Consider the following 12343-nt stretch of genomic DNA (forward strand, 5'->3'; position numbering starts at 1 on the left):
AGCTTTGCCCAGCTACATCAAGGCTTGTTTGCCCATTTCATACTGCGAAAGTTGAGTTTGTTAACCTTACGGAACCGCCGTATGCGGACCCGCATGTACGGTGGTGTGAGAGGTCGGGGGCTAGCCGCCCCCTCCTACTCGATTTATTGCTCTCCGGCAACGTTCACCTGGAACGATACGCCGTACTTGTCCTTGACCATTCCGTAAAGCGGGCTCCAGTCCGTCTTCTGCAGCGGCATGACCACTTCTCCGCCTTCGCTCAGCGCGTCGAAGATCTTTCTGGCCTGCGCCTCGTCGTCAAGGACGACGGCGATCTCGACGGCGCTGCCTTGCTGGTACGGCATGCCGGGAAACGCGTCGGAGAACATCAGCTCCGAGTCGCCGACTTTCAGCAGCGCGTGCATGACGAGGTCCCGGGCTTCTTCGGGGACGGGGTGGTCCGAGACGGACGGCATATCCCCGAAGCTCATGATGCCCATGATCTGCCCGCCCAGCGCTTTCTCATAAAAATAAATCGCTTCTCCCGCATTGCCGTTGAAAATCAAATACGGATTCAACCGGATGGACATGGACGTCAGCTCCTTTGCCTGGATGGTGGACAACCGTATTCAGTATGCCCCGGATCCGGAAGTCTTCCAGGAGCGGTTCATCCGTCCGCTGCGCAGCCCGGGTTAAGAGCCGATCGTCTTGTCCGTCACGTTCCGTCTGGCGAGGCGGGAGCGGTAAATTTTCCAACCGATGTAAGCCGCCGTCAAAATCATGAACGCCGCGAGGACATACGATTGGTATTCCACGATCGCGTCCATCGCCGCATCCCGGTCTCCGGGGTAAAACTTGCCGATGCTGAGCAGCAGGAACGTGGACGGCGCAATGCCGAGCATCGTGAGCAGCGTGTAGAGATGCAGCTTCATTCTGGACATGCCCGCGATGAACGGCACCGCGTTGCCCAGATGGAGCGGGCTCGCGATCGCGACGCTCCAGATGCCGTATTTGCTGAAGGCGGCGGACGCCTGCTCAAGCTGCTGCCTGCGGGCCTCGCTCAATCGTTTCGCCAGGCCGCTGCCCAGCGCGTATCCGATGAAATAGGGAATATAACTGCCGATGGCGTACAGCAAGCTACCGACTGCGGAGATCCAGGCGATCTGCAGCCACGAAAGTTCCATCACAAATCCGACCGTGACGATGAAGAACGTCCCGATGAACGGAAATGCGCTGCCTTCGATGAAAAGGGAAGCCAGCACGCCCCATATGCCCCACTCTTCCAACAATTCGAGCAGTGTCTCTGCCACGGAAGTTCAACCTTTCCATCGGACGAAGTCCGATGCGGAAATCTCATCGTTCCATTATAGTACAGTCCGGCCCGGGCCGCATCCGTCGCGGGTCCAGGCCGGCACGCGGACGATGAAGCGGGTGCCGGCGCCATGCTCGCTCTCGGCTTCGATCGTGCCGCCGTGCGCTTGCACGAACGCCTTCGCGATCGAGAGGCCGAGTCCCATGCCGCCCGTGCCGCGCGACCGGTCATCGTCCGCGCGGTAGAACCGGTCGAAGATGTGCGGCAGATGTTCCGGCGCGATGCCCGGCCCTTCGTCGGCGATCGCCACGCGCAGCATGGCGCCGTTTCCGCGGGAATCGCCGCCGCCGACTGAAGATTCGGCCCGCACGTCGACCGTCACCGTGCCGCCGTCCGGCGAGTGGCGCACCGCATTCATGATGATGTTCAGGAACACCTGCGTCATCCGGTGCGGATCGACGTCGGCATCGGGGAGTTCCGGCGCCGCTTCAAGCCGGATGCGGATGCCGCGCGCCGCGGCTTCCGTCCCGGCCCGTTCCGCGATCCGCCCGAGCAGATCCGCCAGGTTGACCCTTCTCCGGTCGAGCCGCAATTTGTTCGCTTCGGCCAGCGACAAATGATGCAGATCGCCGACCAGCCGGTTGAGCCGGATCAGTTCGTCCTGCAAGGGCAAGAGCGTTTCGGGACGGACCGCTTCCCCGCGAAGCTGCAGCTCTTCGAGCTGCCCCTGCATGATCGCGAGCGGCGTGCGCAGTTCGTGCGCGATATCGGCGGTCTGGTTGCGGCGCGCCGTCTCGTACCGCATGAGCTGTGTCGACATGGCGTTGAAAGCCGCCGCCAGCCTGCCGTATTCGTCCCGCGTCGTGACCGGCGCCTGCACGCCGAGCTCGCCGGCGCCCAGCCGTTCGATGGCCGGCATCAGCGTGTGAATCGGCTCCGTCAGCCGGCGGGCCATCCGCCAGGCCGCCGCCAGCGCGATCAGGCCGACGACGGCCACGGCCGCAAGCAGCAGAATCGTCACCGAATTGCCGACGCCAAGCTGGATGATTTTCAGGCGGGCGGCCTCTTCAACATAGTAGTATAGATCGGCGATCCGCATGCCATCCAGCTCGATCCGTTCGTGCATGCCGAGCCGCCGGATCATCTCGGCGCTCTCGCCTCCGGCATGCAGCACGACGCTGCCGTCCGCCGAGAGCAGCAGCATGCTGTCGGCTTTCCGTTCACCAAGGAGCGATTTCAGTCGTTCGTCCCGCAACGTATTTTCCCATGAACTTCCATTTTCCAGGAAATAATTACCGATCTGATCCGCGATTGCCCGCACTTCTTCGCTTCGGTCCGCGATGGGAATATGGATGATCACCCCGCGCACGACGAACAGCGTAAGCCCTGCGAAAATAAGCCCCATGAGCGCGATCAGTGCAGCCATGGCGAGGAACAGACGTTTCCGGATCGTCATGCGCCGCCTCCGAACCGATAGCCGAATCCGTATACGGTCTGGATGAATGCCGGTTTCGACGGATCGTCCTCGATTTTCTTCCTCAGCTTGCTGATATGGGCGTCGACGGTCCGCTCATCGTTCAGGTAATCGTCCTCCATCGCGGCCTGCAGCAGTTGAAGCCGGCTGTAGACGATGCCCGGTCTGGCCGCCAGCGCGGTGAGCAGCCGAAATTCGGTCGGCGTCAGGGCAATTTCGACCCCGCGTTTCCAGACGCGCATCTGCGCCTCCGAAATGGTCAGGCCGCCCCGCTCCATCAGCTTGTCCTGCGGTTCGCGGTCTCCCATCCGCCGGATCAGCGAACGGATGCGGGCATGCAGTTCGCGCAGCGAGAACGGCTTCGTCACATAATCGTCGGCGCCGACTTCCAGGCCGATGATTTTGTCCGTCTCATCGGCCCGCGCCGTCACCATGACGATGCCCGCGTTGCTTGTGCGGCGCAGCTCGCGGCAGACGTCGATGCCGCTCATCTCCGGCAGCATCCAGTCGAGCACGACGACCGCCGGCTTCGCGGACTGCGCCAGCCGGAGCGCTTCCGATCCGGTGGAAGCCGTGATCACGTCATAGCCTTCGCGGCGGAAATAGGATGCCATGAAATCCAGCATTTTCGGTTCATCGTCCACCAGGAGCAGCGTCAGCGCCACGGCGAAACCACCTGCCTGTCACAAAAGTTTTGTCTCCATTGTACACGGACCGGCCGGAAGTTTGCGAAACTTCAACATTTCCGCATCCGTTCTTCATATTTTCGCAACAATCATTTGCTACGTTAACGGCAATCCATGCGGAAAGGAAGATGTGCAAGATGAATAACGAGAAAAGGACGCGCGTTATGCGCAGCGGCTTTGCCGCCCTCGCCTGGCTGCTGACGGCCTGCATCGCCGTCCAGACGCTGCTGGCCGGAGCGGCGGTCTTCGTCGATCCGGCGTACTGGCGGAGCCACGTCGTATTCGTCCGCATCCTGGAATGGCTGCCGGTCCTCTTGCTGATCCTCGCGTTCCCGGGCAGATTCGCCGCCGCAATCAAATGGCGGGCTGCGGCGCTGTTCGGCCTCGTGATCCTGCAATACATGACGGCCAACATTCCGGGGATCGGCCTGTTGCATCCGGTCATCGCGCTGTTCATGTTCATGCTGGCCTGGCGGACGGCCGTGGCCGCGATGCGTCCGTAATCCGCATGCTTATGATTCCCTCGTTCCGCTCTTGCGGCGGTGCTTCGGCAGAGTATTGCAGCGGATCTTCGGAAAAAACCGTAAGGAATAATGTCAAATTCGTATAGGTTTGCGCCGAATAACCCGCTATAATGGATAATGTAACCGATTACGAGGCATGAGAGGGAGAGAAGACTGTGAGGATGACGTTTCGCTGGTACGGCGAAGGCAACGACACGGTCACGCTGAGACAGATCCGTCAGATCCCCGGCGTCGAAGGCATCGTCTGGATGCTGCACGACGTGCCCGCCGGGGAAGTGTGGCCGATGGACAAGATCCGGCACTACAAGAAACTGGCGGACGAATACGGCTTTCACATCGAGGTCGTTGAAAGCGTAAACGTTCACGAAGATATCAAAATGGGGCTGCCGTCGCGGGACCGGTACATCGAAAACTACATCCAGACGATCAAAAACCTGGCGGAAGTCGGCGTGAAGGTGATCTGCTACAATTTCATGCCGGTGTTCGACTGGATGCGCACGGATTTGTTCAAAGAGATGGAAGACGGGGCGACGGCGCTCTTTTTCGAAAAAGCCAAGATCGACAACATGGATCCGCAGGAACTGATCCGCAAGATCGCCGAGATTCCGGACTTCACGATGCCCGGCTGGGAGCCGGAGCGGCTGAAGAAGGCCGGTCCGACGATCGAGGCGTACCAGAGCATCACGGAGGAAGATCTGTTCCGCAATCTGGAGTACTTCCTGAAGGCGGTCGTTCCGGTCGCGGAGCAGTATGACATCAAAATGGCCATCCATCCGGACGATCCGCCGTGGTCGGTGTTCGGCCTGCCGCGCATCATCACGAACCGGGACAACATCCGCCGCGTGCTGGACATGGTGGACAGCCCCTCCAACGGCATCACGCTGTGCAGCGGATCGCTCGGCGCGAATCCGGCGAACGACATCCCGGCCATGATCCGCGAGTTTGCGGGACGCATCCCGTTCGCGCACATCCGCAACGTGCGCGTGTATCCGAACGGCGATTTCATCGAAACGTCGCACCGCTCAAGCGACGGCTCCGTCGACATTGCCGAAGTGGTGCGGGCCTACCATGAGACCGGGTTCACGGGATACGCCCGTCCGGACCACGGACGCCACATCTGGGACGAGCAGTGCCGGCCCGGATACGGGCTGTACGACCGCGCGCTCGGCATCATGTACCTGTGGGGCGCCTGGGATGCGCTCGAACGCGTGAAGAAGGGATGAGGATATGCTGCCGATCCATGACAATCTGAAGGGCAAAGTCGCCGTCATCACCGGCGGCAGCGGCGTGCTCTGCTCGGCGATGGCGAGTGAGCTCGGCCGGCAGGGCGTGAAGGTGGCGATTCTGAACCGGACGGCGGAGAAGGGCGAGGCGGTCGCCGAAGCGATCCGCCGGTCGGGCGGCGAAGCAATCGCCGTTGCATGCGACGTGCTGGACGCAGCCGGCGTCGCGGAGGCGGCGGCCGTCGTCGCGGATAAGCTCGGCCCGTGCGACATTCTGATCAACGGGGCGGGAGGCAACCATCCGAAGGGCATTACGACGCATGAAATTTTCAAACCGGAAGATTTCGGCAAGGAAGGCGTGACGACGTTCTTCGATCTGACCCGCGAGGGCATCGAGTACGTCTTCAACCTGAACTTTATCGGATCGCTCCTTCCGACGCAGCATTTCGCGAAGCAGATGCTCGGCCGGGGCGGCGTCATCATCAACATTTCGTCGATGAGCGCGCCGAGTCCGATGACGAAGGTGCCGGCCTACAGCGCCGCCAAAGCCGCCATCGAGAACTTCACGCAGTGGCTGGCCGTCCACTTCGCGGAGGCCGGCATCCGCGTCAATGCGATCGCGCCCGGCTTCTTCCTGACGGAGCAGAACCGCAGCCTGCTGACGAATCCGGACGGATCGCTCACGGAGCGGGCGCATAAAATAATCACGCATACGCCGATGCGCCGGTTCGGTCAGCCCGAGGATCTGCTCGGGGCGCTGCTGTGGCTGGCCGACGATGCAACGGCGAGGTTCGTTACCGGCATCACGGTGCCCGTCGACGGCGGATTTCTGGCTTATTCCGGCGTGTAATCCGCATGCATCAGCCATCCCGGAAGGGGTGGCTGCTCTTGCGCTTGATTAAGGGACCCGCCGCGCGGACAGGATGGAGGAATGGATATGATCGAGATTCGCCGGATGAGAGCGGAAGACGCCGCCATGATGCGGGAAGTTTTCCTGAAGCACGGCATTCACCGTGATGAAGAGTATTATCCCCGATGTTGGCGGGAGAACGAGGCGGGCGCGCGCATTACGCTGCTCGCGTTCCGGGACGGCGAATATGCGGGAAGCCTGCACCTGCTGACGCGGTCCGATTACCCGTACTTCGCGGAGAACGGCATTCCGGAGATCAACGACTTCAACGTGATCCCGCCGATGCGGCGGCAGGGCATCGGCGACGCGCTGCTCGACGCCGTCGAGAAGATCGCGCTGGAGAAGTACGGGATCGTCGGCATCGGCGTCGGACTGACGGCCAGCTACGGCCAGGCGCAGCGGCTGTACGCCCGGAGAGGGTATATCCCGGACGGCCGGGGGGTCGTGTATAAAGGCCGGCCCGTTCCATTTGGCGAGCAGGTCCCGGTGGATCACGACCTCAATCTGTTCTTCACGAAGACGGCGGAACGGTTGTGAAACGGTCTGCTGCGTTTTTTGCGGAGCCGACGGGGATTTTGGGGCTGTCGAAAATTGTGGAGCTTGTGGAGCGGAGGTAAGGCAGGACAATGCTGGTCTCGCTGCGTGCCCGGGACGAGGTGTTTGACCGTCCCGAATTTTTGCAGGACGAGGCGCGATTCCATCTGCTGGGCCAGCTCAGCGGTTTTTCGGATGCGCTCAGGATCAAATCGAGCGACGGCATGCTGCTCTATGCGCAGACGCCGGGCCGCAACGGCTGGCTGTGGGTGGACCCGTTCGCGGCGGAGGATGCCCGGCGCTCGCGCATCTGCGAGCTGGCGGAACGGCTCGACGATGTCGATCTGCCGGGCGTGATCGGCGATCCCGCCGCCGCGCGGGCGTTCGCCGACGCCTATGCGGCCAGGCGGCGGATGGCCTGGACGGAACGGCTGACGCTGGTGCCGTACGAGTGCCGGGCGCTGCGCCTTGCGGCATCCGCCGAAGGCTGCCTCCGCAAGGCCGGAAGCGCCGACCGGTATACGGCCGCCCTCTTTCTCGCCGGGTTCTCGCGGGACGCATACGGCGAGCGCGTTCCCGCGTTCACGCAGCTTCCGGCGGCGGACCGGATGATCGAGGCGGGCGAACTGTTCTTCTGGACGGACGGGGACGAATGCGTGGCGATGGCGAACATCGCGTACCGCTCGGCGCGCCACGGGCGCATCAACGCGGTCTATACGCGGCCCGATGCGCGCAAGCGGGGCTACGGCAGCGCCATTACCGCGGAGCTGACGCTCAAGCTGCTCGATGAAGGCCTGACGCCGATCCTGTACGCCGACGCCGCCAATCCGGGGTCGAACCGGATGTACCGCCGGATCGGATATGAGCCGCTCCGGCCGATCGTCGAGATCGGCTTCCACCGGGAGTGGAGCGCATGACAAAAATCAGGAGGGAGACGGCGGCGCGCCGTCTCCCTCCTGATTTTTGCTTACGTATCGGCCGGGCAGTCCGACAGCTCCCAGCCGCGGGCGGACGGCCGGGCGGTGAACCGGCGGATCGCGCCGCATTCGTCCTCGGCTTCGACGAGCAGCCGCCCGCCCGGCTCGGGCCGGATGGTGTGAATCTCGCCGTCCGGCATCCGCTCCGTAACGAGCGGCGCCAGCACCGGGACGAGCGCGTCTTCGAGCCACATGCGCTCCAGATGCCACAGGGGAGGCTCAGGCGGGGGCGGATAACCTTCCGCCGGCGCGCCCAGCGCCCGGGCGAGCGCTTCCGGCTCGTTCGGCAGCGCCTTCGCCGCGCCGACGGCTGCCGTCCACCTGAGGCAGAGCTCGACGGTCCGCACAATCTCGTCATACTCGAGCGAGCCGTTCGCGTAGCGGATCTCGACCGTTCCGTTGTCGTACCAGGCGCGGGCGTTGATGCCGCACCGGTGCGACTGCGGCCGCCCGGGATTGTGAAGCGCATTGCTGCCGGGCCGCGCCGCATACCGCTCGCGCATTTCCCGCGTCACCGGCGGGCAGAACATCCGCCGGTGGCCGGCCGTGCGCATCAGCCGGCGCAGCGCGTCCTGCGTGCCCAGCGCCGCGTCGAGCAGCGGCTCGATGATGGATTCGCCCCAGGCCGACAGGTCGACATGGACATGGAGGCCGCAGCTCCAGTTCGCGGCCGCGCCGGTCGCCTTGAGCCGTTCCGTCATCAGACGGATCTGTTCCCGCTCGCTCCAGGCGAGCGGCGGCGATGTCAATTCCGCTCCCGACGGCATGCCCCGTTCGTCAACCTGCAGTTCGTTCGTGAGCATCGACCATCCGGCCGGCAGCTCCACTTCCAACGGCTTTCCTTCAACGAACTCGATTTCCACGCCGTAGCGCAATCTTTTCCAATCGACATTAAGCGGGTAAGTCATTCCCTTTCATCCTCTCCGGTGTCTGATGGGGGTTCCAGGTCGACTTCCGGCGAGGAGGCGCACGGGATTACCAGGGGATTTTCATAATCGGCATGCCGCATCCTCCCTCGTCTTTGATGCGCATATCAACCATTTCGATGCGGAGGCGCAAAAACCTCTCTGGTATAAAACGGCTAAAATTGTTTTTTCGCTGCCAGTCCGAACCTTTGGCTGGTACAATAAAATTGTCGGGCCGACAAATCTGGATGAAAGGAGTTGATCCAGGCAATGCGGACAATGACAGAGGTGGCGAACGGTTAATCCGGATGCCGCCATGAACCGGGGGGCCGAAAGGCCTCCCTCCTTTATTTGGCGAATGGGACAGCGAGCGGCAGCTTGCCTGCTGAAAATGCTTTCAAGTATACTGGAATGGCAGACGGTTGAAAGGAGTGCGTTTCCATGCGCATCGAACAGGCGGTAGACCGGTAACCTTACAGCTTCGGCACGGGACAAACGGACAGTGTACAGATTCGGCCGGATGGCGCAAGCCGCTTGATGCGGGCGGCTTCCGGCGGAACGGCAGCTGTGGAGCGGTCTCGTCCACGGTTTTTTTGTTTCACCCGCAATCCGCCCGGGGCGGATGCGAATTTTGCGAAAGGAGGATGAACCATGCTAACGCCATTTCGGATTGTCGGCATGAGCGGCGCTGCGGCAGCCGCCGAGGTGATGGAGAAGACGGCTTTTGGTTTGTTCATGAACGGGGAGGATTCGGGCTTTGAATTACAAAAATGGAAGAGATGTGCTTCCCCCTAGTCTGCTCTCCGAACTGCAGAAGTATATCCAGGGGGAATTGATCTATATCCCGAAACCGGCGAGCAAGCGGGCCGGCTGGGGCGAACTGAGCGGCGCGCGGAAATGGCTGGCCGAACGGAACCGGCAGATCATCCAGGACTACATGAGCGGCCGGTCGATCGCGGAGCTGGAACGGAAGTTCCATCTGTCCGCCCAGAGCATCCGCAAGATCGTCGGAAAATCGCGCCGAACGGCGAAATGATCACCAAACGGAAAACGCGGCTTTCAGGCTGCGTTTTTGTTTTGCCTCCCTTCCATCAATCCCCTGCCGCGGAATTCGCCGTTTCGATTGCAGGCCGCGCAGCCGGTCAGTTATACTAGGAAAGTAATTTTACCTTTTAATGGAGGAAAGCAATATGGCTGAAACGATCAAGATCGGCGTCGTCGGGTACGGCAACCTGGGGCGCGGCGTTGTCCAGTCGATCAGGCAAAATCCGGACATGGAACTGGTTGCGGTATTCACGCGGCGCGATCCGGCGCAAATGAACGGGGAAGCGGGCATCCGCTTTGAACATATTTCCGCAGCCGAGCAGTACAAAGGCCGCATTGACGTCATGATCATGTGCGGCGGATCGGCGACGGATCTGCCCGAACAGACGCCGGCGATGGCGGCAATGTTCAACACGGTTGACAGCTTCGACACGCATGCGCGGATTCCGGAGTTCTACGAGGCGGTTGACGCGGCGGCGCGCAAAGCCGGCACGGTAAGCGTCATCTCGACCGGCTGGGATCCGGGGCTGTTCTCGCTCAACCGCCTTCTTGCGGAAGCCATCCTGCCGCAGGGCAAGGAATACACGTTCTGGGGCAAAGGGGTCAGCCAGGGCCATTCGGACGCCATCCGCCGCGTGCCCGGCGTGAAAGCCGGCGTTCAGTACACGATTCCGTCCGTCGAGGCGATCGAGCGCATCCGTTCGGGCGAGACCCCGGATCTTTCGACCCGGGAGAAGCATACCCGCCATTGCTATGTCGTGGCCGAAGAAGGCGCGGACAAAGCGGCGATCGAGAAGGCGATCGTCACGATGCCGAACTATTTTGCCGACTATGACACGACCGTCACGTTCATTACGGAAGAAGAACTGCGCCGGGACCACGCCGGCATGCCGCACGGCGGCTTCGTCATCCGCAGCGGCGTCACGGGTGAGGGAACGAAGCAGATCATCGAATTCAGCCTGAAGCTGGAGAGCAATCCGGAGTTCACGGCGAGCGTGCTGGTTGCCTATGCAAGAGCGGCGATCCGCCTGCATCGGGAAGGGCAATCGGGCGCGAAGACCGTATTTGACATTCCGTTCGGTCTCCTGTCGCCGAAATCGCCGGAGGAACTGCGCGCAACGCTGCTGTAACGCGGCGTTACGGAAGGTTTCCTAACAATTAGGTGTTTGTGTGAACCGATGTAACATTTTAGTGTTACGTTGGTTCACATTTTTTATGGAAAAAATAGTAATAAATTCATTTAATCGTGTTCGAAAAAAAGATTTATTGGCAATCCGGGCGGTCTATGCATTAGACTGTAGACTATCGCTGCGAGAGTGCAAATAAACAGCGGGATAATGCAAAGGAGAGTGAACGGATGAGCACGATTTTGTCAGATGAGAGCATGACGCAAGCCAAAGCCTATGTGGAGAAAGTTTACAAAACCGTCATCGCGCGTAACCCTTACGAAAGTGAATTCCATCAGGCGGTGAAGGAAATCCTCGAATCGCTCACGCCGGTGTTCGCGAAAGAGCCGCATTACATCAAGCACGGCATTCTGGAGCGGATCGTCGAGCCCGAGCGCGTCATCACCTTCCGGGTACCGTGGGTTGACGACAACGGCAACGTGCAGGTGAACCGCGGTTTCCGCGTCCAATTCAACAGCGCGCTCGGTCCGTACAAGGGCGGCCTGCGCTTCCACCCGTCCGTCAACGCGAGCATCATCAAGTTCCTCGGCTTCGAGCAAATCTTCAAGAACGCGCTCACCGGCCAACCGATCGGCGGCGGCAAGGGCGGCTCGGACTTCGACCCGAAGGGCAAATCCGAACAGGAGATCATGCGGTTCACGCAAAGCTTCATGACGGAGCTGTACAAGTACATCGGTCAGGATGTCGACGTGCCCGCGGGTGACATCGGCGTAGGCGCGCGGGAGATCGGCTACATGTACGGCCAGTACAAACGCATCCGCGGCAGCATCGAAGCCGGCGTGCTGACGGGCAAGGGCGTCGGCTACGGCGGCAGCCTGGGCCGCACCGAGGCGACGGGATACGGCTGCATCTATTTCGTCGAGGAAATGCTGAAGTCGAAGGGGCTCAGCTTCAAGGACGCGACGGTGGTCGTCTCCGGCTCCGGCAATGTCTCGATCTATGCGATCGAGAAGGCGCAGCAGCTCGGCGCGCGCGTCGTCGCGTGCAGCGACTCGAACGGCTATGTCTATGACCCGCAGGGCATCAATCTCGCGACCGTGAAGCGGATCAAGGAAGTCGAGCGGAAGCGGATCCACGAATATGTGAAAGAGCATCCGCATGCGACCTACACCGAAGGCTGCGAAGGCATCTGGTCGATTCCGTGCGACATCGCGCTGCCGTGCGCGACGCAGAACGAGATCTCCGAAGCGTCCGCCCGGCAGCTTGTGGCGAACGGCGTCAAGGCGGTCGGCGAAGGCGCGAACATGCCGTCGACGCTCGAAGCGATCGACGTCTTCCTGAAGAACGGCGTTCTCTTCGGACCGGCCAAGGCGGCCAATGCCGGCGGCGTTGCCGTCTCCGCGCTCGAAATGTCGCAGAACAGCATGCGCCTCTCCTGGACGTTCGAGGAAGTGGACGCGAAGCTGCATCAGATCATGAAGAACATTTACGAGAGCAGCGTGAAAGCGGCCGAAGCTTACGGCCACCCGGGCAACCTGGTTGTCGGCGCCAACATCGCCGGCTTCAAGCGGGTGGCGGACGCCATGATCGCGCAAGGCGTGGTTTAATCCGGGTCTTCATATTCTCCGCTGTCGGGTGCGGTTGACGA

General features: G+C 61.5%; 13 protein-coding genes. 8 read left to right on the forward strand and 5 right to left on the reverse strand.

Features of this window, described 5'->3' with window-relative positions; translation table 11 throughout:
- Positions 1-143 precede the first annotated feature (143 nt).
- The 4 genes from KJQ12_RS13790 to KJQ12_RS13805 all read right to left on the reverse strand — a co-directional run bounded on the left by KJQ12_RS13790 (position 144) and on the right by KJQ12_RS13805 (position 3430).
- Complete coding sequence (locus KJQ12_RS13790; protein ID WP_213485187.1) at positions 144-569, reverse strand: VOC family protein; 426 nt, start codon at positions 567-569, stop codon at positions 144-146.
- Positions 570-671: 102 nt separating this feature from the next.
- Positions 672-1289 carry a DedA family protein gene (locus KJQ12_RS13795; protein WP_213485189.1) on the reverse strand — a complete coding sequence of 206 codons (618 nt, stop codon included), beginning with the start codon at positions 1287-1289 and terminating at the stop codon, positions 672-674.
- Between the two features lie 54 nt (positions 1290-1343).
- Positions 1344-2747: a sensor histidine kinase gene (locus tag KJQ12_RS13800; RefSeq protein WP_213485190.1), complete on the reverse strand. Its 1404-nt coding sequence runs from the start codon at positions 2745-2747 to the stop codon at positions 1344-1346.
- Complete coding sequence (locus KJQ12_RS13805; RefSeq protein WP_213485191.1) at positions 2744-3430, reverse strand: response regulator transcription factor; 687 nt, start codon at positions 3428-3430, stop codon at positions 2744-2746. Before KJQ12_RS13805 ends, KJQ12_RS13800 begins: the two co-directional genes overlap by 4 nt.
- Before the next feature lie 158 nt (positions 3431-3588).
- Here KJQ12_RS13805 and KJQ12_RS13810 point away from each other — a divergent pair, with 158 nt between their 5' ends.
- From KJQ12_RS13810 to KJQ12_RS13830, 5 genes are all read left to right on the forward strand, one after another.
- Positions 3589-3954, forward strand: coding sequence for a DUF6220 domain-containing protein (locus KJQ12_RS13810; RefSeq protein ID WP_213485193.1), 366 nt, complete (start codon positions 3589-3591; stop codon positions 3952-3954).
- A gap of 176 nt (positions 3955-4130) precedes the next feature.
- Positions 4131-5198, forward strand: coding sequence for a mannonate dehydratase (uxuA, locus tag KJQ12_RS13815; protein WP_015254018.1), 1068 nt, complete (start codon positions 4131-4133; stop codon positions 5196-5198).
- Between the two features lie 4 nt (positions 5199-5202).
- The gene (locus KJQ12_RS13820) at positions 5203-6048 is read left to right on the forward strand and encodes an SDR family oxidoreductase (protein ID WP_015254019.1); all 846 of its coding nucleotides are present in this window, start codon (positions 5203-5205) and stop codon (positions 6046-6048) included.
- An 87-nt stretch (positions 6049-6135) separates the two neighbouring features.
- Positions 6136-6645 (forward strand): GNAT family N-acetyltransferase, encoded by a 510-nt coding sequence (locus tag KJQ12_RS13825; RefSeq protein WP_213485195.1) that lies wholly within the window; start codon positions 6136-6138, stop codon positions 6643-6645.
- Between the two features lie 89 nt (positions 6646-6734).
- Positions 6735-7559, forward strand: coding sequence for a GNAT family N-acetyltransferase (locus KJQ12_RS13830; protein ID WP_213485196.1), 825 nt, complete (start codon positions 6735-6737; stop codon positions 7557-7559).
- Positions 7560-7609: 50 nt separating this feature from the next.
- Here the strand turns inward: KJQ12_RS13830 and KJQ12_RS13835 are convergent, their stop codons facing one another.
- Positions 7610-8527, reverse strand: a complete 918-nt coding sequence (locus KJQ12_RS13835; protein WP_213485198.1) for an amidoligase family protein — start codon at positions 8525-8527, stop codon at positions 7610-7612.
- Between the two features lie 754 nt (positions 8528-9281).
- Here KJQ12_RS13835 and KJQ12_RS13840 point away from each other — a divergent pair.
- From KJQ12_RS13840 to gdhA, 3 genes are all read left to right on the forward strand, one after another.
- Positions 9282-9560 carry a CD3324 family protein gene (locus tag KJQ12_RS13840; RefSeq protein WP_213485203.1) on the forward strand — a complete coding sequence of 93 codons (279 nt, stop codon included), beginning with the start codon at positions 9282-9284 and terminating at the stop codon, positions 9558-9560.
- Between the two features lie 154 nt (positions 9561-9714).
- Positions 9715-10698, forward strand: a complete 984-nt coding sequence (locus tag KJQ12_RS13845; protein ID WP_015254025.1) for a diaminopimelate dehydrogenase — start codon at positions 9715-9717, stop codon at positions 10696-10698.
- Between the two features lie 227 nt (positions 10699-10925).
- Positions 10926-12302 (forward strand): NADP-specific glutamate dehydrogenase, encoded by a 1377-nt coding sequence (gdhA, locus tag KJQ12_RS13850; protein ID WP_015254026.1) that lies wholly within the window; start codon positions 10926-10928, stop codon positions 12300-12302.
- Positions 12303-12343 lie beyond the last annotated feature (41 nt).

The sequence above is a fragment of the Thermobacillus xylanilyticus genome (assembly GCF_907165215.1).
Classification (GTDB): Bacteria; Bacillota; Bacilli; order Paenibacillales; family Paenibacillaceae; genus Thermobacillus; species Thermobacillus xylanilyticus.

Bases quoted from the DNA above. Each gene is read 5' to 3' on its own strand.
- KJQ12_RS13835 (WP_213485198.1), bottom strand. From the start codon at position 8,527: ATGACTTACCCGCTTAATGTCGATTGGAAAAGATTGCGCTACGGCGTG.
- KJQ12_RS13825 (WP_213485195.1), top strand. From the start codon at position 6,136: ATGATCGAGATTCGCCGGATGAGAGCGGAAGACGCCGCCATGATGCGG.
- KJQ12_RS13790 (WP_213485187.1), bottom strand. From the start codon at position 569: ATGTCCATCCGGTTGAATCCGTATTTGATTTTCAACGGCAATGCGGGA.
- KJQ12_RS13820 (WP_015254019.1), top strand. From the start codon at position 5,203: ATGCTGCCGATCCATGACAATCTGAAGGGCAAAGTCGCCGTCATCACC.
- KJQ12_RS13830 (WP_213485196.1), top strand. From the start codon at position 6,735: ATGCTGGTCTCGCTGCGTGCCCGGGACGAGGTGTTTGACCGTCCCGAA.
- gdhA (WP_015254026.1), top strand. From the start codon at position 10,926: ATGAGCACGATTTTGTCAGATGAGAGCATGACGCAAGCCAAAGCCTAT.
- KJQ12_RS13845 (WP_015254025.1), top strand. From the start codon at position 9,715: ATGGCTGAAACGATCAAGATCGGCGTCGTCGGGTACGGCAACCTGGGG.
- KJQ12_RS13800 (WP_213485190.1), bottom strand. From the start codon at position 2,747: ATGACGATCCGGAAACGTCTGTTCCTCGCCATGGCTGCACTGATCGCG.
- KJQ12_RS13810 (WP_213485193.1), top strand. From the start codon at position 3,589: ATGAATAACGAGAAAAGGACGCGCGTTATGCGCAGCGGCTTTGCCGCC.